This window comes from Stenotrophomonas cyclobalanopsidis (assembly GCF_008710035.1).
In the GTDB taxonomy this organism is placed as follows: Bacteria; Pseudomonadota; Gammaproteobacteria; order Xanthomonadales; family Xanthomonadaceae; genus Stenotrophomonas; species Stenotrophomonas cyclobalanopsidis.
Genome location: NZ_VYKI01000016.1, coordinates 48,745 through 67,223, shown reverse-complemented (window position 1 = coordinate 67,223; position 18,479 = coordinate 48,745). Strand labels below are relative to the sequence as shown.

Sequence of the window (18,479 nt, the reverse complement as noted above, 5' to 3'; positions counted from 1 at the left end):
GCGGGGGGAGCCACAATGCCACCGTGCACTGTCACGGCGGCATTGTTCTTTCTACATGCCGCGGAACAGGCTCATGAACGGCTGGCTGACCACCAGGGTTTCCGGCCGCTGGCGCAGGCGCAGCACACCGCGGCCGGTGTCGTCGCGGCTGACCGCCGCCACCGCCTTCATGTTGACGATGGTCGAGCGGTGCACCTGGCGGAAGTGCTGCGGGTCCAGCACCTCCAGCAGCTCGCGCAGCGGCGTACGCAGCAGGCTCTCGCCGGCGCTGGTGACCACCGTGGTGTACTTGTTGTCGGCGCGGAAATAGACCACGTCCTCCAGCATGATCAGCTGCGTGTCGCGGCCGTTGCTGGCGGTGATCCAGGCCAGCGGCGGGCGGTCACCTGCGCTCTGTGACGGGCCCAGCCGCTGCAGCAGGCGCTCCAGCACCGCATCGTCCTGGCGCGTGTTGGGCAGCCGCGAAAGGATGCGCTCGCGGGTGGCCAGCAGGCGCTCGTCGCTGACCGGCTTCAGCAGGTAGTCCATCGCCCCCTGCTCGAACGCATCGATGGCGTACTGGTCGTAGGCGGTAACGAACACCACCTGCGTGCGCGGGCTCAGTCCGGACAGCGCGCGCGCCACTTCGATGCCGCTGATGCCGGGCATGCGGATATCCAGGAAGGCGATGTCCGGCTGCTTTTCGGCCAGCTGTTCCAGCGCGCTGGCGCCATCCTCGCACTCGGCCACCAGCTTCAGTTCCGGCCACAACCGGCCCAGCTGTTCCACCAGCGACTGCCGCAGCAGTTCCTCGTCTTCGGCGATCAGGGCTTCAAGCGGCATGGCTGCGTTCCTTGGCCGGTTGCGGCAGGGTCATGGTGGCGGCCACGCCGCTGGGGAAATTGGCGACGATCGCCACGCCGGCCTGCTCGCCGCAGGTCAGGCGCAGGCGCTCGCGCAGGTTCTTCAGGCCGATGCCGGTGCCGCTGGTGCCCTGGCCGAAGCCCAGGCCATCGTCGGCCACGGTCACCGTCACGTGGTCGTCGAAACCACGCGCCAGGATCCAGACCGTGCCGCCGCCGGGCTTGGGCTCCAGGCCGTGCTTGATCGCGTTTTCCACCAGCGTCTGCAGGGCCATCGCCGGCATGTGCACGCCGTGCAGCTCGTTGGGCACCTGCACGTCCACCGCCAGCCGCGCGCCCATGCGGATGCGCAGGATTTCCAGGTAGGCGCGGGTGCGCTCCAGCTCCACGCCCAGCGTGGACACCGATTCGTCCACCTGCGGCAGTGAACTGCGCAGGTACTGGATGAGGTGGCCAAGCATCTGTTCGGCGCGGCCTGGATCAGTACGGGTAAGCACCTGCGCGTTGGCCAGGGTGTTGTAGAGGAAGTGCGGTTCCACCTGCGCGTGCAGCAGGTTCAGGCGAGCCACCGACAGTTCCTTTTCCACCTGGGTCTGTTCGGCGGCGGCCTGTTCGTCGCGGCGCTGGTCGGCCACCCGACGGGTGATCGCGCGGGTGACCGCTTCGGCATTCTCGAAGTTGCTGCCCTCATCCAGCGCCAGCAGGTCGGCCCACCAGCCGGCATCGGGCTCGAACAGCAGGGTGACGGTGCTGGTGCCCTGCCCCGGGGTGACCGTGGCCTGCACGCTGTTGCGCTTGATGGCCAGCCGCGCCGGCAGGTTCCAGCGCGAGGGCTGGCGGCCATTCCAGGGATCGACGCGGCGCACGTAGGCGCGCACCTGCAGGCTGCCGGCGGCGCTTTCCACGTCTTCCACCCGCGGCAGTTCGGCCACGGCGGCCTCGACCAGGGCGAACGCCGGGCCGGCATCCAACGGCACTTCGATCTGGCGGCGCTGGTGGCCGGACAGGGTGCTGCCGTCGAGGCGGCCGGCGATCAGCCACACACGGCGCACATGGGTGATGGCACTGCCCAGCGCGCTGATCATCAGGAACATCGCCAGCAGGCCGAATATCCAGCCCGGGCCGTCGTTCATGCCGCTGAAGATGCCGCTCCAGACCATGCCGGCCACCAGCAGTGCCACGGCCCAGGCCAGCAGGTGACGGAGAATGAGAGTGAGGCTGGCGACCACGGCAGCGCCTTGGAGGAAGGGGGTGAGCCGAGCATAGGCCGGCCCACCGGGCAAACAAGCGGCCTGCGACGAAGCCCCGGAAACCGGGGATGGAAGCTGTTACGGGAACGCCGGGCATGGCCCGGCGCTACCGGTGCTTCTTATCTGCGCTGGTCGGCGCTGCTGTCACGCACGGCGCGGAACGACTCGTCGGTGCTCCAGTTCGGCCAGCTGCGCGCGTTGGCCAACTGGTTGCCCAGCGTGTAGAGCACTTCCAGGTCGCGGGCGGCACCGGCAAACACCCAGTCCGGCTGCCATTCGTCACCCTGCTGGTGGTAGCGCTTGGAGGTGTAGTCCTCCGACGCCTTCTTGCCGGCGGCAACGCCACCGTCCACCCAGTCCTGGCCGGCCGACCAGGACAGCGCCGGCACGCCGCGCTTGGCGAACGAGAAGTGGTCGGAGCGGAAGAACAGGCCCGCTTCCGGCTTCGGGTCCGGGGTGTAGCGGATGTCCCAGCCCTTGGCGACGTCCTTCAGCTGGTCCAGCAGTTCGAAGCGCGCGGTGCCGTAGATGCCGAAATCACGCGACGGGCCGAACGGCGACATGCCGTCCATGTTGATCGCCGCCACGGTGGTCTCCAGCGGGTACAGCGGGTGGGTGGCGTAGTACTCCGAACCCAGCAGGCCCTTTTCCTCGGCGGTGACGGCCAGGAACAGCAGCGAGCGCTGCGGGCGCGGGCCCTTGGCGAAGCCGCGGGCCAGTTCGATCAGCGAGGCGGTGCCGCTGGCATTGTCCAGCGCACCGTTGAAGATGCGGTCTCCGCGCGCGTCTGGTTCGCCCACGCCGATGTGGTCCCAGTGCGCGCTGTAGATGAGGGTCTCGTCCGGGTGGCTGCTGCCTTCCAGGCGTGCGGCCACGTTGTGCGAGGTGATCACTTCGGTCTTCACCGCGTACTTCGCATCCAGGCTGGCGCCGGTCAGCGGCACCGGGGTGAAGTCGCGCTGCTGCGCCTTTTTCTTCAGCGCCTCGAAATCCTGCCCGGCGGCGCGGAACAGCTCGACGGCGAGGTCGCGCTGGATCCAGCCTTCCAGCAGCGGGTGGGTCTTGGCGGGGTTGTCACGCACCACGTCGAACATGGTGTTGGTGTTGGAGCCGGCCACGGTGGCCCAGCCGTACGAGGCCGGTGCGGTCTCGTGCACGATCAGCACGCCGAGCGCACCCTGGCGTGCGCCCTCTTCGTACTTGTACGGCCAGCGCCCGTACCAGGTCATGCCCTTGCCGTCGAAGTCGCCCTTGCCGGTTTCGAAATCGGGGTCGTTGATCAGCACGACGGCGATCTTGCCCTTCAGGTCGACGCCCTTGAAGTCGTCCCAGTTGCGCTCCGGCGCCTTCACGCCATAGCCGAGGAAGACCAGCGGGGCCTTGCTGATGTCGACGGTGGTGGCACCGTTCATGGCGGCGCGCACGGCGATCTGCTTGCCCTGGTCGAGGGTGACGGTCTTGCCGCCCTGGTGCAGGGCCAGCTGCGGGGTACCGACGATGTCGCCCTTGCGCAGCGGCACGGCCTGGGTCCACAGGCGCTTGCCATCCTGCAGGTCGCCACCCGGCTGCAGGCCGGCGGCGGCAAACTGCTTGCTGAGGTAGGCAATGGTCTTTTCTTCGCCTGCAGTGGCCGGCGAGCGGCCCTCGTAGGCGTCGGAGGCCAGTTCCTTGACGTCGGCGGAGATCCGCGCGCCATCGAATTTCGGCGTGGCGGCCATCAGTGCGCTCGACACCGACAGGGCCAGGATGCCCAGTACTGCTCGTTTCATTGCTCTCTCCAGCAGGAAAATCCTTCCGGAGTGTAAGGGGTAAGGGGTTCGGCAGGGCTGCTCCCTGCACCTGCGGTCGTGCCGGCCTTGCTCGGTACGGTAGATCCACGCCATGCGCGGATGATGGCAACACGAACAGGTCAGGGAAAAGGCTCCGACCCCGCTTGCTGCGCGCGCGCCAGCAGCATCGACTGCTCGCGAGCATTCCCGGTGAGCGCGGCCGCCTCGCGGAAGGCGGTGGCGGCATCGTCACGCCGACCCAGCTGCAGCAGCAGCTCGCCCCGTACCACCTGCAACGGGGCATAGCCCTGCAACCGCGCATCGACCAGCAACGGCTGCAACAACCCCCAGGCCGCGAACGCACCGTCACTGCGCGACACCGCCACCACCCGGTTCAGCGCCACTACCGGCGAGGGCATCACCTGCAGCAGCTGCGCATACAGCGCGGCGATGCGTGCCCAGTCGGTGTCTTCGGCACGGCGCGCGGTGGCATGGCAGGCCGCGATACGTGCCTGCAGGACATAGGCATCGTTGCCGCCGCCCGCATTCAGCGCACGCTGCAGCACCTGTTGCCCGCGTTCAATCTGCAGCCAGTCCCAGCGCGCGCGGTTCTGCACGTCCAGCAATACCGGCTGGCCCTGCGCATCGACACGCGCTGCGGCACGCGAGGCCTGCAGTTCCATCAGCGCCAGCAGGCCCAGCACCGGCGGCGCGGGCAGCCGATGGGCGAGGATGCGGGCCAGTCGCAGCGCTTCCTCGCACAAGGCCGGCCGCATCCAGTCATCGCCGGCACTGGCCGCGTAGCCCTCGTTGAAGACCAGGTAGATCGCCTCCAGCACCGAGGCCAGCCGCTCGGGCAACGCCTCGGCGCGCGGCACTTCGTAGGGCACCTGCTTCTGCACCAAGGTGCGCTTGGCGCGCACGATGCGCTGGGCGATGGTCGGCTCCGGCTGCAGGAAGGCACGGGCGATCTCAGTGGTGGTCAGGCCGCCCAGCAGGCGCAGGGTCAGCGCCACCCGTGCATCGGCCGGCAGCATCGAATGGCAGGCCACGAACATCAGCCGCAGCAGATCATCGCCGAGGTCGTCTTCCAGTGCCTGGCTGTCATCGGGTGCGGGCAGCGCCGACGGGTGCAGTTCCTCGCCCCATTGCGCATGCTGCTGCGCCACGCGCTGGTGCTGGCGCAGCACATCGATGGCACGGTTGCGCGCGGTGGTCATCAGCCAGGCTCCGGGGTTGTCCGGGATGCCCTGCGCCGGCCAGCGCTCCAGCGCCGCCAGCCAGGTGTCCTGGGCCAGCTCCTCGGCGCGGCCGACATCACCGCCGAGCAGCCGCGCCAGGCGCGCGATCAACACCGGCGATTCCATCCGCCAGAGGGTCTCCAGTCGCTGGCTCAGCACGGGCTCGGTCATGCGCCGATCACAGCACGCAGGCCGTGCCCGCACAAACGCCAGCAAACGGCATCGGCCATCAGCCCGGCTCGCCTTCCATGTGTGCGATTTCCCACAGGTGGCCATCCAGGTCCTGGAAACCGCGCTGGTACATGAAACCGTAATCGCGCGCCGGTTGCGGTTCGCTGCCCCCGGCGGCCACCGCCTTGTCCACCATCACGTCCACCGCCTTGCGGCTGGCCGCGGAAAGGCAGGTGATCACCTCGGTCTCCGCGTGCGCATCGGCAATGTTCTTGTTGGTGAACTGCTGGAAGAACGGCTTGACCAGCAGCATCACGAAGATGCTCTCGCTGATGACCATGCAGGCGGCGTCTTCATTGGTGTAGGCCGGGTTGAAGCTGTAGCCCAGCGCGCTGAAGAAGTCCTTGGACTGTTGCAGGTCCTGCACGGGCAGGTTGACGAAGATCATCTGCGGTTGCGGTGCGCTCATCGTTGCGTTTCCTGTGCGGGTGATGGGAGATGGGTGTTGGAGCCGGATCAGGGCTGTTTCATGCAGTTGACCATCCACGGCTTGCCGAAACGGTCGATCAACATGCCCCAGCGATGCGCCCAGAACGTCTCGGCGATCGGCATCTGCACCTGGCCGCCTTCGGCCAGCGCGGCGAACACGCGTTCGGCTTCCTCGATGCTGTCGACCTCGACATTGAGGGTGGTCGAACCGCCCTCGCCGCCGCCCGGGCCATCGGCGGCCATCAGGATCGCGCCGTTGATCTCCAGCTGGCTGTGCGCCACATGGTCCAGGGTCTCGGCCGGCATCTCGTTGCAGCCCGGCGAACCATCGGACGGCGGCATGTCGCGGTACTTCATCTCGGACGTGACCTGGCCACCGAGGGCCTTTGCATAGAAGGCCGTCGCATCGTGGGCCTGGCCGCTGAAGCCAAGGAAGGGAATCAGTTTCATGGCAATGCTCCGTTGTCGGGTAGCGCCGGGTCATACCCGGCGAAGGGTCACCGCAATCCAATCACTCTTCCAGCTGTTCCCGCAGACGCTGTTCCCGCTGCTGTAATTCGGGGGTGAAGGCTTCGCCGAAATCCTCGGCGGTGATCAGCGGGCGCAGCTCAAGGGTTCCGCCAGCGCCGAACGGGGCACGGCTGGCCCATTCGATGGCCTCGTCCAGCGAGCGCACGTTCCACAGCCAGAAGCCGGCGATCTGCTCGCTGGGCGGGCCGAACGGTCCGGCCTGCACCTGCGGGGCGGCGGCACCAAAATGAATGCGGCGGCCGCGGGCAGTGGCGTGCAGGCCTTCACCGGCCAGCATGATGCCGGCGGCGACCAGTTGTTCATTGTAGGTGCCCATTTCGGCCAGTTCCGCTTCGCTGGGCAGGTGCCCGGCTTCGGAATCGGCGTTGGCTTTGACGATGACCATGACTTTCATGCGGGTCTCCCGTGGGCGGCGTTCTGCGTGCCCTTCATCTGGTACGACGAACCGGGGGGACGGGAATCGACAGGCCTGCTGGAAATTTTTTCCCTGCGCGGAAGGCGCGCCTGCGGCGGGGGATCGGCGAACGGCGGAGCCCCTCCGTGGTGGGGAGCTGAAAGCCCTGGTAATTGAGGGTTGGCCGGGAGGGTGGGTTGGCTGGGGGACGCCGTGAATCCGTCCATGGAGGCTCGGTCGCCGCTTTCCGTGTGCGCTGTCCTGCGCACACGGAAAGACCGGGGTTGGGCGTCCTGCCCAACCCGCCCTAGGCATGCCTCGGGCCCATGCGGCTCACGCCCCCAGCCAACCCAACCTCCCGGCCACGGACACGTTCCCGCGCGCCCACCACGGATGATCAAGAGAGGAAGGCAAAAGCAAAAGCAAAAGCAAAAGCAACAGCCAAAGCGGCTGGCTGGCGGGCTCGGCTGTGCGAGCGAAGCGACCCGGCTTTTGCTTTCGCTGTTGATTTCCCATGGTGGGTCAGCCGCGGGAAACTGTCAGGGGCCGGTCGGGGTGGGGGCGTGGGACCGCAGGCGCCATGGATGGCGCCTACGAGCCCCCAAGGATGGATTGACGGCGGGGTGTGTCCCGCGCCCCCACCCCGACCGGCCAAGCCCGGAGAGCCCAGCTTCTGGCGACCAACCCAACCCCACCACGGAGGGGCTCCGCCGTTCGCCGATGCCCCGCCGCAGGCGGCCTTTCGCGCTGCAGCATGCCCGCAGGCAAACCTGCGCCATCATGGAACCCCGCCCCCGCCAGGACCGTGCCATGCAGCAGTACCTGCTCCTCATCTACATCGAACCCGCCCTGCTGCAGGCCCTGCCCAGCGACGAGTTCAATGCACTGATGCGCGACTGCCTCGCCCACGCCGATCAGCTGCAGGCCGAAGGCACCCTGCTCGCCGCACAGAAACTGCAGCCGGTCGACACCGCCCAGACCCTGCGCGTGCGTGATGGCCACAGCCGCGTGCTCGATGGCCCCTTCGCCGAAACCCGCGAACTGCTGGCCGGCTTCAACCTCATCCGCGCACGCGACCGCGACGAAGCCATGCGCATCGCACGCGAATTCCCCTGGGCCCGCTTCGGCAGCATCGAAGTGCGGCCGCTGGAAGACATGGACGCCGAGCGCGACCGCTGCGGCGCGCCGGCGGCGGCTATGGCAGCAGCCGCACCCTGATATCGCGCTTGCCGATGCCTTCGTTGCCGCTGTAATCGCGGGCACTGCCACGGATGATGTACTCGCCCGGCGGCAGCGCCGCCGGCTGCCAGCGCCCGGTTTCCATCAGGCCGTCGCGCACGGTGTTGGTCGCCAGGTAGCGGAAGCGGGTCACCGCGCTGCCATGCACCGTGATGCCGCTGTCCGGCGCATAGGCCACCTTCACCGCCTGCTTCTGCGGCGGCATGCGGTTGAACACGATGTTCCAGCGCGGCTGTTCGTAACCCTGCAACGGCTGCCCGGCCGCGTCGAGGATCTGGTAGCCCACCTGGTACGGCCCCAACCGGCGGCGCGGCAGGTTGTTGTCCACCTGGTCCCATGCCTCCACCACGATCTGCACGCCACGCCCCTGCCGGGCCAGCATCACCACGCCATCGCTGCCTGCGGCCAGCGGCTGGTCGTTGTCATCCAGCAGGCCGACATCGGTGATGCGCGGCGCGAAGTGGTCGGCGTAGCCGGTGAAGCCCAGCGCCACCGCATTGGTCTCGAAACCGCCGGTACCGACCTGCAGGTGCACGTGCGCCTGGCTGTTGATGCTGCCCAGACGGTCGCCCACATGGATGCGCGTGCCGCGCCGTACGCGGATGCGCTCCAGCTTGCCGTCCTCGCCGTACAGCGGCTGCCAGCGGGCATCGAACGGCTCACCGGCCGGGGTGCGGCCCACGCGCATGTGGATGTAGCTCAGGCGCCCCACCGCCAGCCCCTCGGCCTGGCCGCCCAGGCTCCAGGCCGCGACCGGGCTGCTGATCTTTCCGTCGGCGATGGCCAGCACGGTCTGCCCCACGTCGCCACGCACATCGAAGCCGCCGTGCAGGTGGTGGCGGCTCTCGCCGGTAAAGGTGCCGCGCACTTCGCCCAGCGTGCCGACCACTTCATGCCAACCCTGCTGCGGTGCCAGCGGCCAGCGCCCGCCGGTATCGGGCAGCGCGGCGTCCGCGGCAGGCCCGACCAGCGCCGGTGATGGCAGCGCGCCCACCGCTAGCGGTCGCACGCGGTGCACGCGGTAACCGGCGGCGTCGGCCACCAGCAGGCTGCCGTCGTCCTCCACAGCCAAGCCGCTGGGTCTGGCAAGGCGCGGCAACCGGTCGTTGCCGAGCAGTGCGATCTGGTGGCCCTGCGGGGTCACCTGCACGATGCGCCCGCCGAAGTCGCCCACGTACAGCACGCCGTCGCGGGTCGTGGCCAGCGACAGCGGCCCGTTGATGACGCCATCGTTGCCGACCACGGTGCTCACCGTGCCATCGGCACCGACCCGGCGCACCGCGTTGTTGAAGAAATCGGCCACCAGCAGCGCACCGTGCGCATCGACGGCCAGTGCCACCGGTGTATCGAAGCGGGCCTCGCCACCCACTGCATCGGCGAGGCCGGGGCGATCGCCACCGGCCAGCGTGCGCACCTTGCCATCGGTACCGATCACCCGGATGCGGTCGTTCCAGGTATCGGCCACGAACACCTGGCCCTGCACGTCCACCGCGATACCCATCGGTCCATCGAAGCGCGCCTGCGCGGCCGGGCCATCGGCAAAGCCCTGCGTGCCACCGGCCACGGTGGTCACCTGGCCATCGGTGCCGATGCGGCGGATCGCGTGGTTGCCAGTATCGGCCACATAGAGATTGCCCTGCGCATCGGCCGCAATGCCCGACGGCGTATTGAAGCGTGCCTGCAGGCCCGGACCATCGGCCAGGCCTTCGCCCTGCCCGGCCACCGTTTCAACGCGTCCATCGGGAAGCCGGCGGCGGATGCGGTTGTTGTCACCGGCATCGGTGAAATACATGCTGCCATCGGCAGTGCGCAGCAATGCATAGGGTTCGGCGAAGCGCGCCTGTGCCGAGGCGCCGTCGCGGTCGCCGGGGTGGCCATCACCGGCCAGCGGCTCGATCTGCGCGGTCCAGGCCAGCGGCGTGGGCTGCGGGCCAACGGGTGCGTCCGGTGCCTGCGTGGGGCGTTCCCACCAGGTGGCCGCCAGCGCGGCTGCCGTTGCCACCACCACTACCCCCACCGCCATCCATTGCCGCCGTGCCATCGCTCGCGCTCGCCCTGCCCTGAAAGAGGCCACGACGATAGACGTTGGGCCGGCGACCCGCTACACCCACAGGTCACGCCGGGGATGGCTACTTCGCCGGTACTTCGCTGCGGATGCCCATCGCCTCGCGATAGCGCGTGTACAGCGCCATCACCTTGTCCACGTAGGCCAGGGTTTCGGCATACGGCGGCACGCCCTTGTAGCGGGTGACCGCGCCGATGCCGGCGTTGTAGGCGGCCGCTGACAGCGCGCGGTCGCCGTTGTAGCGGCGCAGCAGTGCACGCATGTAGCGGGCGCCGCCGTCGATGGACTGCTGCGGCGAGAACGGATCGCGCACACCGTATTCCAGTGCGGTCTCGGGCATCAGCTGCATCACGCCCTGCGCGCCCTTGCTGGAGACGGCCAGCGCATCGAAGTTGCTTTCGGCATGGGCGATCGCGCGCAGCCAGGCGTCGTCGACGCCGGTGGCCTTGGCGGCCGCCTTGAATTGTTTGGCATGCTGGGCCAGCTGCGGCTTGCCGACCTTGCCCAAGCCCTCGTGGGCGGGCTCACCGGGCGGGGTGGCGACGGTGAATTTCAGGAATACGCGAGAGCCGGGCAGGTTGCGCGTGGAATAGACGAGCACGCCGTCCTGCCCGCGTTCGTACAGCACGCCGCTGAAGACGCCCATGTTGCCCCACAGGTTGGGGGCCTGGATGACGTTGTCGTCGATCTCCTTCGGCGTACAGCGCGAGCCAGGCTCTGGTGCGGTGGCGAGGCTGACCGTGTTGCCCTGTACGCAGCGGTAGACCGTGCGGGCACTGGCCAGGCCCGGCAAAAGCAACAGCGCAACGAGGGCGAGGCGGAGGGTCATGGCGGCCGGATGATCCGGCGGCGCCCGCGAAATCCGGGTGAATCCCGGTAGAGTCGACCGTTGGTCGACTGCTCTTCCGATCAGAACGCGAAAACCCCGCGCTGCGCGCGATCGTCGACCAACGGTCGACTCTACCGACCATCCAGGACAAACCAGGTAGATTCGACCGTTGGTCGACTACTTCCCGGCCAGAACGCGAAAACCCCGCGCTGCGCGCGATCGTCGACCAACGGTCGACGCTACCGCCCATCCAGGACGAACCAGGTAGAGTCGACCGTTGGTCGACTGCTTCCCGACCAGAACGCGAAAACCCCGCGCTGCGCGCGATCGTCGACCAACGGTCGACGCTACCGCCCATCCAGGACAAACCAGGTAGAGTCGACCGTTGGTCGACTGCTTCCCGGCCAGAACGCGAAAACCCCGCGCTGCGCGCGATCGTCGACCAACGGTCGACGCTACCGCCCATCCAGGACAAACCAGGTAGATTCGACCGTTGGTCGACTGCTTCCCGGCCAGAACGCGGAAAAACCCCGCGCTGCGCGCGATCGTCGACCAACGGTCGACGCTACCCCGCCCGACGCCGCAGCCAGTACCCCGCGCCCAGCAGCACGAACCAGACCGGGCTGGCCACCAGTGCCTGGCGGGTGTCGGCCTGCAGGCTCAGCAGCACCAGCACGCCGGCAAAGAACACCAGGCAGGCCCAGCACATGGCGACGCCGCCGGGCATCTTGAAGATCGAGGCGGCGTGCCGCTCCGGGTACCGGCGGCGGTAGACCATGTAGGCCACCAGGATCAGCGACCAGACGAAGATGAAGAGCACCGTTGCCAGCGTCGTCACCAGGGTGAAGGCGGTCACCAGGTTCGGGATCAGGTAGATCAGCAGGGTGCCGCCCAGCAGGCACAGGCACGAGAACAGCAGGCCGCGGGCCGGTACCGCCGCGCGCGACAGGCGCGACAGGCCGCGCGGGGCGTGGCCCTCTTCGGCCAGGCCGTACAGCATGCGGCTGGTGGAGAAGATGCCGCTGTTGGCAGACGACGTGGCCGAGGTCAGCACCACGAAGTTGATCAGGCTGGCCGCGGCGGGAATGCCGGCCAGCACGAACAGCTGCACGAACGGGCTCTTGTCCGGCACCACCTGGCGCCACGGCGTCACCGCCATGATCGCCACCAGGGCCAGCACGTAGAAGATGATGATGCGCACCGGGATCGAGTTGATCGCCTTGGGCAGGTTGCGCTCCGGGTCGGCGGTTTCGGCCGCGGTGGTGCCCACCAGCTCGATGCCGACGAAGGCGAACACCGCAATCTGGAAGCCGGCGAAGAAACCGACCAGGCCCATCGGGAACATGCCGCCGTCATTCCAGAGGTTGGACAGCGAGGCGGTATGGCCGCTGGGCGAGGTGAAGCCCCACGCGACCAGGCCGGCACCGGTGATGATCAGCGCGCAGATGGCCACGATCTTGATCAACGCGAACCAGAACTCCATTTCGCCGAACAGCTTCACCGTCACCAGGTTCAGGCCCAGCAGCAGCATCACGCACAGCAGTGCCGGTATCCACGCCTGCAGCTCGGGGAACCAGAACTGCGCATAGGCCGCGATGGCGATGACATCGGCGATGGCGGTGACGATCCAGCAGAACCAGTACGTCCACCCGCAGAAGAACCCGGCCCAGGGGCCAAGCAGGTCGGTGGAGAAGTCGATGAAGGATTTGTACTGCAGGTTGGACAGCAGCAGCTCGCCCATCGCGCGCATCACGAAGAACAGCATCGCGCCGATGATGAGGTAGACGAACAGGATGGACGGACCGGCCAGGCTGATGGTCTTGCCCGACCCCATGAACAGGCCGGTACCGATGGCACCGCCGATGGCGATCAGTTGCAGATGGCGGTTGGACAGGCTGCGGCGCAGGTGTTCAGGGGGCGTGGCGGGCTCGGTCATGGGCGCGGGAAGGGGCGGGTGAAGGCTTTGACGGTAGTCCTCTACGTCGCCGAGCGCCAGCGGGGCGGGGGCTGAAAGCGTCAAACGGAAAGCGCATGCGTCCCCACCCTTTCCCCTCGGGCCTGCAACATGCTCAGATAGCGCATCCGACCAAGGACCGGCCCGCCATGCGCAGCGCCCTGCCCCGCCCTCTGGACACCCGGCCATGAACCGCCTGGGCGTCATCATCTGCGCAGTTCTCCTGGCCATGCTGGCGGCCATCGTGCCGATCGCGGTAATGGTCTATGCCACCTGGGACAGCGCCGTCAGCCTGGAAAAGGACCGCCTGCGCGAGATTGCCGAGCGTGCCCTGCGCCGCGCCGACGTCTCCTACCAGGAATCGCTGGCGGTGCTGAAGGCCGCCGAAGCCTCGCGCCTGCCGCCCTGCAGCCCCGAGCACATACGGCGCATGCAGACGCTGGTGATGACCACGCCCTCGGTCGACCAGATGGGCTACTTCGAGGGCGGCAAGCTGCGCTGCACCTCCTGGGGCATGTTCGAGGGCGAGGTCGACACACCCACTCCCGACCACGTGACCAGCGATGGCGCCGGCATTACCGTGGGCGTGCGCCCGCAGTCCAGCGGCGGGCGTACGGTACTGTCCATCCTGTACGGCGCCTACGATACCCTGGTTGATCCGCGCCGCTTCGTCGATGTCATTGCCGACCCGCAGGTGCGCCTGGCCCTGGCCAGCCCCGACGGTCGCCTGCTGTCCAAGCAGAGTGGGATCGACCCGGCTCTGCTGCGGCAGCAGCTGCGCGAGCCCGGCGAGGGCCTGGACAAGGACACCCTGCACGCCACGGCCCGCAACAGCGAGTGGCTGGCCATCGCCACCGGCCCGCGCACCGCCCTGGCCGCCACCTTCCGCCAGCAGGCCTGGCTGTTCGTGCCGGTGGGCCTGCTGCTGGCCGCGGCCGGCGCCAGCCTGGTGATCTGGCTGTCGCGCCGGCGCCTGTCGCTGCGCGGCGAGCTGTCCATCGCCATCCGCCGCCGCGAGCTGTACCTGCACTACCAGCCCATCATCGAGCTGGAGACCGGCATCTGCGTCGGTGCCGAGGCCCTTGTGCGCTGGCAGCGTCCCGACGGCACCCAGGTGCGCCCGGACATCTTCGTGCCGCTGGCCGAGGAGCACGGCCTGATCGCCGCACTCACCGACCTGGTGATCGAGAACGTGGTGTCGGACATGCACGAACTGCTGGTGCAGGACCGCAGCGCGCACATCGCCATCAACCTCGCGGCCGAGGACATCATCAGCGGCCGCGCGTTGAAGTCGATCACCCAGCGCATGGCTGGCAGCGGCATCCTGCCGCAGCAGATCTGGCTGGAAGCCACCGAGCGTGGCTTCCTCGATGCCGACCGCGCCCGCACCATGCTGGCGGCCGCACGTCGTGCTGGCCACAGCATCGCCATCGACGACTTCGGCGTCGGCTATTCCAGCCTGCAGTACCTGGAGCAGCTGCCACTGGACGCGCTGAAGATCGACAAGTCGTTCGTCGATGCCATCGGCACCGAAAGCGCGACCAGCCCGGTCACCCCGCACATCATCGACATGGCCAAGGAGCTGGGCCTGTGGGTGGTGGCCGAGGGCGTGGAGACCGAACCGCAGCTGGCCTACCTGCACAGCCAGCAGGTGCAGTTCGGGCAAGGCTGGCTGTTCTCGCGGCCGCTGCCGCGCGATGCGTTCATCGCCTTCCACCACCAGCGCCAGCAGCGCTACGGCACCGCGCGGGAGGACATGCAGAACCCGCGCAGCGTACCCATCGAACGGGACGCCGCGGAAGAGTAACGGCCAACGGCGGAGCCCCTCGTGGTGGGACGGCGTGCGCAACGATTGCGCGCGTGTCCGGGGCGGTGGGGCTCGCGGGGGACGCCGTGAATCCATCCATGGAGGCTTGTCCGCCGCATCCATGCGGCAGACACCCCCGCGAGCCCCACCGCCCCGGCCACCGACACATTGCTGCGGCGTCCGACCACGGAATCAACAGAAAGAGCAAAGGCGAACGCGGGTCGCTGCGCTCACTGGATCGCAGCGACGCCCTCTCTCAGTAGATCCAAGCCATGCATGGATGACGCAGCTCTGGTAGTGCCGGCCGCTGGCCGGCATTCCCATGCAACAGCCGCTACACCCAGGCCTTCGGCCGCGCCCACAACCACGCCGCGCACACCGCCAACAGCAGCAACGGCAACCACGCCAGCTGCCCCGCCCCCACCGATTGCAACACCACGCCACCGGCCATGCCACCGGCGGCAATCGCCAGGTTCCAGCCGGTCACCAGCATCGACTGCGCCAGGTCCGCCGCCGCGCCCGCACGTCGCGCCACCGCGGTCTGGAACAGTGTCGGCACCGCGCCAAACGACACGCCCCACAGCACGCTGGCCAGCAGCAGCACCTGCGGCACGCCCGGCCACAGCAGCAGGGCCAGCACCGCCAGCACGAAACCAGCCACCGCTGCCCACACCAGCGCGCGCAGATGGCGATCCACGCCCCAGCCGGCAATACCGATGCCAGCGATCGCCGCCACGCCAAACGCCAGCAGCACGCGGTCCAGCCAGTGCTGCGCGTTGGCCAGGATCGCCAGCGGCTCGATGTAGGTGTAGAGCACGTTGTGCGCCAGCACGTACAGCGCCATCACCAGCAGCGTGCTGCGTACCCCGGGCAGTCGCCACACGCGGCCCAGCGGCGTGCGCTGGCCGCCACCAGCCGCCGGCAGCGCAGGCACCGCCCAGCGCACCCAGCCCAGCAGCAGCACCGCCAGCAATGCCATCAGCCCGAACGCCCAGCGCCATCCGATCTGCTGGCCCAGCAGCGTGCCCGCCGGCACACCCAGCGACAACGCCAACGGCGAACCGACCATGGCCACCGCAATCGCCCGCCCCTGCAGCGCCGGCACCACCAGGCGCGCCGCATAGCCGGCCACCAGCGACCACAGCAGGCCCGCACCCACGCCGGCCAGGAAGCGCACCACCAGCAGCAGCGTGTAGTTGCTGGTCAGCGCGGTCAGCGCATTGACCACCACGAAGCCGGCAATGGCCGCCAACAACAAAGGCCTGCGCGGCAGCCGCTGGGTCAGCGCGGTCATCGGCAATGCCGCCAGCACCGAGCCCAGCGCATACACGCTCACCAGCTGCCCCACCGCCGCATCACTTACACCCAGGCTCTGCCCCATCGGCCGCAGCACGCCGGCCGGCAGTGTCTCGGTCAGCAGGGTAATGAAGCCGCCACCGGCCAGTGCCAGCAGCGCGTTCCACGGCAGGCGGGTGGCCTCGCCCGCAGGCGACGACGCATCGGCCGCATGCCCGCTCATCGCGCCGCCTCCAGATCGCGGTACACCGCATCGCGCAGCTCATCGACGAAGGCGCCGTGCATGCCTTCGTACAGGGTGTTGGTGAGGGCCACCACGCTGATTCCACGCGCAGGGTCGACAAACCAGCTGTGGCCATAGGCACCGCCCCAGCGCCACGTGCCCACGCTTTGCGGCGTGCCCGAAGCGGCTGCATCACGCAGCACCGCAAAACCCAGGCCGAAGCCCCAGCCCGGCGGATCGGGCGGCCCCTGCTCGCCCGCCTGCAGGGCTCCCATCTCAGCGGCCAGTTCGGGCGGCAGCAGCGCAGACGCCTGCACATCGCGCAGCGCTTCCAGCACGGTCATCGCCTCATCAGCGCTGCCGATCAACCCGGCTCCGGCCGAGGCATAGCGACTGGCGTCGGTAGCGCGCGCCAGGCTGTACTCGATGCCCACCGCGCCGTCGAAGGGCGCGACGACCTCGCCTTCCTGCAGCCGGTGCGGCACAGGCGCATCACTGACATAGGGCGTCGCCAGGCGCGCGCCCTGCGTGGTACTGAAGCCGGTATCGCACAGGCCCAGCGGCTGTGCCAGCAAGCGATCGAACAACTGCTGCAGCGTCTGTCCGCTCGCGGCTTCGGCTACGGCACCGGCCACATCCACGCCCAGCGAATACAGCCACTGGCTGCCCGGTGCGAACAGCAGCGGCACCTGGCCGATGCGCTGCACGTTGTCCTGCAGGCTCAGCGGGTTCGCATCCATGCCATCGCTCACACCCGCACGCGCATACGGCCCCTGCGCATCCGCTTCCAGGAAGCGATAGCCGAGGCCGCTGGTGTGGCTCAGCAGCTGCCGCAGGCTGATCGGCGGCACGCTGCCATCGGCCAGCGCCGGGCGGAAGGTCGGCAGCCAGCGCTGCACCGGGGTATCCAGGTCCAGCACGCCGTCGGCCACCAGGCGCAGGATCACCGCGGTCAGCAGCGGCTTGCTCACCGAGGCCAAGCGGAACAGCTGGCCGCGCTGCATCGGCGTAGCTGCCTCGCGGTCGGCCAGGCCGGTGGCACTGGCGTGGCGCAGCACACCGCGCTCGCGCACCAGCACCACCGCACCCACCAGACGCTGCGGGTGGGCCTGCTGCAGCACGTGGGCCACGCCGGGCAGCGTGGGCGTGGGTTCGGTTAGAGGAAGGGCGTTCATTGGGCAATCCTTTGGGGGAGGGTCGCCACGTTAGGCAGCCTGCGCCGCGGCAAAAAGCGGGTCGCTGCTCCGTGCTTCGTGGACCCCCAGGTCCGCAATCGGCCGCATGCATGGACCACAAGGGCCGGCAGCCGGCGCAGCGGCGGTGGACCGCAGTGTTGCAACGGCCCGCTGGCCGCCCGCTGCAACTGGCCCTACCCTGCGGTTTTCCCGCCGCGCTTCCGCATGTCCGTCCTCGACAATCTCGCCAACCTGCAGACCTTCGTGCATGCAGCCGACACCCGCAGCTTCGTCGAGACCGGCCGCCTGCAGGGCATCTCCGCCTCGGCTGCCGGCAAGTGCGTGGCGCGGCTGGAACACGCGCTGGGCGTGCGCCTGTTCCATCGCAGCACGCGCAGCATCACCCTCACCGCCGAGGGCCAGCTGTTCCTGGCGCGCTGCCGCCGCATCCTTGCCGAGCGCGATGCCGCGCGCACCGAACTGGCCCAACCGCACGCCGCACCCAGCGGCACCCTGCGCATCAGCCTGCCGCTGGTGGGCGACCTGACCCTGCCGCTGCTGGCCGATTTCATGGCCGCCTATCCGGACATCCGCCTTGATCTCGATTTCAGCGACCGCCTGGTCGATGTCATCGAAGAAGGCTTCGATGCCGTGCTGCGCGTGGGCGAGCCCAGCGATTCGCGGATGAATGCCCGGCGCCTGGGCGTGTTCCCGCGGCGCATCGTCGCCTCACCGGCCTACCTGCAGCGGCGCGGCGTGCCCAAGACGCCAGCCGACCTGCTGCAGCACACCCTGCTGCACTACAGGTTCCCCAGCAGCGGCAAGCTGGAGGCGTGGCCGATCCACTGGCCGGATGAACAAGCGGCGCAGGAACTGCCCGTGCACGTGGTTGCCAACACCATCGAAGCGCGGGTGGAGCTGGCCCTGCGCGATATCGGCCTGGCCTTCGTGCCGGTGCACTCGGTGCGTGATTCCATCGCCGATGGCCGCCTGGTCACCGTACTGGATGAACACGTGCATTCCTGCGGCACTTTCCACCTGCTATGGCCCTCGGGACGGCATGTGTTGCCAAAGTTGCGGGTGTTCATCGATTTCATCGGCGCGCGGCTGGATACCGTGCCCTGATCGCCTTTTGTAGAGTCGAGGCCATCTCGACAGGGCGGCAAAAGCACGATAGCCTTGCTAGAAAATAAAAAAAGGAAAC

The 18,479-nt window shown here is 68.5% G+C and carries 15 protein-coding genes; 3 read left to right on the top strand and 12 right to left on the bottom strand.

What is annotated here, in order from left to right; genetic code table 11:
* Positions 1–51: 51 nt before the first annotated feature.
* The 7 genes from FJU31_RS13075 to FJU31_RS13045 all read right to left on the bottom strand — a co-directional run bounded on the left by FJU31_RS13075 (position 52) and on the right by FJU31_RS13045 (position 6,687).
* The gene (locus FJU31_RS13075; protein WP_150455137.1) at positions 52–822 is read right to left on the bottom strand and encodes a LytR/AlgR family response regulator transcription factor; all 771 of its coding nucleotides are present in this window, start codon (positions 820–822) and stop codon (positions 52–54) included.
* The gene (locus FJU31_RS13070) at positions 812–2,071 is read right to left on the bottom strand and encodes a sensor histidine kinase (protein WP_150455136.1); all 1,260 of its coding nucleotides are present in this window, start codon (positions 2,069–2,071) and stop codon (positions 812–814) included. Before FJU31_RS13070 ends, FJU31_RS13075 begins: the two co-directional genes overlap by 11 nt.
* 140 nt (positions 2,072–2,211) lie before the next feature.
* On the bottom strand, positions 2,212–3,861 hold the full coding sequence (locus FJU31_RS13065; protein WP_150455135.1) for a M28 family metallopeptidase: 1,650 nt from the start codon (positions 3,859–3,861) through the stop codon (positions 2,212–2,214).
* 140 nt (positions 3,862–4,001) lie between these two features.
* On the bottom strand, positions 4,002–5,273 hold the full coding sequence (locus FJU31_RS13060) for an RNA polymerase sigma factor (protein WP_150455134.1): 1,272 nt from the start codon (positions 5,271–5,273) through the stop codon (positions 4,002–4,004).
* Positions 5,274–5,331: 58 nt separating this feature from the next.
* A complete protein-coding gene (locus tag FJU31_RS13055; RefSeq protein WP_108767579.1) occupies positions 5,332–5,742 on the bottom strand; it encodes a VOC family protein in 411 nt (136 codons plus the stop codon).
* A 47-nt stretch (positions 5,743–5,789) separates the two neighbouring features.
* On the bottom strand, positions 5,790–6,212 hold the full coding sequence (locus FJU31_RS13050; protein ID WP_150455133.1) for a VOC family protein: 423 nt from the start codon (positions 6,210–6,212) through the stop codon (positions 5,790–5,792).
* A gap of 61 nt (positions 6,213–6,273) precedes the next feature.
* Positions 6,274–6,687 carry a YciI family protein gene (locus FJU31_RS13045; RefSeq protein ID WP_150455132.1) on the bottom strand — a complete coding sequence of 138 codons (414 nt, stop codon included), beginning with the start codon at positions 6,685–6,687 and terminating at the stop codon, positions 6,274–6,276.
* 810 nt (positions 6,688–7,497) lie between these two features.
* On the opposite strand from FJU31_RS13045, the gene FJU31_RS13040 reads away from it, so the two are divergent.
* Positions 7,498–7,905, top strand: a complete 408-nt coding sequence (locus tag FJU31_RS13040; RefSeq protein WP_150455163.1) for a YciI family protein — start codon at positions 7,498–7,500, stop codon at positions 7,903–7,905.
* Here FJU31_RS13040 and FJU31_RS13035 read toward each other — a convergent pair.
* The 3 genes from FJU31_RS13035 to cycA all read right to left on the bottom strand — a co-directional run bounded on the left by FJU31_RS13035 (position 7,883) and on the right by cycA (position 12,756).
* Positions 7,883–9,967 (bottom strand): gluconolaconase, encoded by a 2,085-nt coding sequence (locus FJU31_RS13035; protein WP_150455131.1) that lies wholly within the window; start codon positions 9,965–9,967, stop codon positions 7,883–7,885. The two genes, FJU31_RS13040 and FJU31_RS13035, sit on opposite strands and share 23 nt — an antisense overlap.
* Positions 9,968–10,055: 88 nt before the next feature.
* Complete coding sequence (locus tag FJU31_RS13030; RefSeq protein ID WP_150455130.1) at positions 10,056–10,820, bottom strand: lytic transglycosylase domain-containing protein; 765 nt, start codon at positions 10,818–10,820, stop codon at positions 10,056–10,058.
* Positions 10,821–11,385: 565 nt separating this feature from the next.
* Positions 11,386–12,756, bottom strand: coding sequence for a D-serine/D-alanine/glycine transporter (gene cycA, locus FJU31_RS13025; protein WP_150455129.1), 1,371 nt, complete (start codon positions 12,754–12,756; stop codon positions 11,386–11,388).
* A 205-nt stretch (positions 12,757–12,961) separates the two neighbouring features.
* Between cycA and FJU31_RS13020 the strand changes: the two genes are divergently transcribed.
* On the top strand, positions 12,962–14,581 hold the full coding sequence (locus tag FJU31_RS13020; protein ID WP_150455128.1) for an EAL domain-containing protein: 1,620 nt from the start codon (positions 12,962–12,964) through the stop codon (positions 14,579–14,581).
* A 334-nt stretch (positions 14,582–14,915) separates the two neighbouring features.
* Here FJU31_RS13020 and FJU31_RS13015 read toward each other — a convergent pair whose 3' ends face one another.
* Positions 14,916–16,100 carry an MFS transporter gene (locus FJU31_RS13015; RefSeq protein ID WP_150455127.1) on the bottom strand — a complete coding sequence of 395 codons (1,185 nt, stop codon included), beginning with the start codon at positions 16,098–16,100 and terminating at the stop codon, positions 14,916–14,918.
* On the bottom strand, positions 16,097–17,275 hold the full coding sequence (locus FJU31_RS13010; protein WP_150455126.1) for a serine hydrolase domain-containing protein: 1,179 nt from the start codon (positions 17,273–17,275) through the stop codon (positions 16,097–16,099). The genes FJU31_RS13015 and FJU31_RS13010 overlap by 4 nt, the downstream gene beginning before the upstream one ends.
* Before the next feature lie 225 nt (positions 17,276–17,500).
* On the opposite strand from FJU31_RS13010, the gene FJU31_RS13005 reads away from it, so the two are divergent.
* Positions 17,501–18,400, top strand: a complete 900-nt coding sequence (locus FJU31_RS13005) for a LysR family transcriptional regulator (RefSeq protein WP_150455125.1) — start codon at positions 17,501–17,503, stop codon at positions 18,398–18,400.
* Positions 18,401–18,479 lie beyond the last annotated feature (79 nt).